This window comes from Paenibacillus forsythiae T98, assembly GCF_000520735.1.
Lineage (GTDB): Bacteria > Bacillota > Bacilli > Paenibacillales > Paenibacillaceae > Paenibacillus_AQ > Paenibacillus_AQ forsythiae.
On sequence record NZ_ASSC01000474.1, the window covers coordinates 1 to 317 of the forward strand.

The following is a 317-nucleotide window of genomic DNA, read 5'->3' on the forward strand; positions in this document are numbered from 1 at the left end:
CCGCGGGAGAAGACGATTCATCAGTTGTTCGAAGAGCAAGCCGAGCGTACGCCGGATCAGGCAGCCGTCGTATACGAAGGCAGCCAACTGACGTACCGCGAACTAAACGAAAGAGCGAATCGGTTAGCACGAACGTTACGGGGCAAAGGCGTGCAAGCAGACGAGCGTGTTGCCATCCTGGCCGATCGCTCCTTAGAGATGATCGTCGGTATACTCGGCATCTTAAAAGCCGGCGGCGCGTATGTCCCCATTGATCCGGAATATCCGGCGGAACGCATTCGTTACATGCTCGAGGACTCGGGAGCAAAGCTGCTGCT

At 56.8% G+C, this 317-nt stretch carries 1 protein-coding gene; it reads left to right on the forward strand.

Annotated features, from left to right (window positions below; translation table 11 throughout):
* On the forward strand, nucleotides 1–317 hold a 317-nt coding region (locus tag L692_RS28935), incomplete at both ends, for an AMP-binding protein (protein ID WP_036723851.1).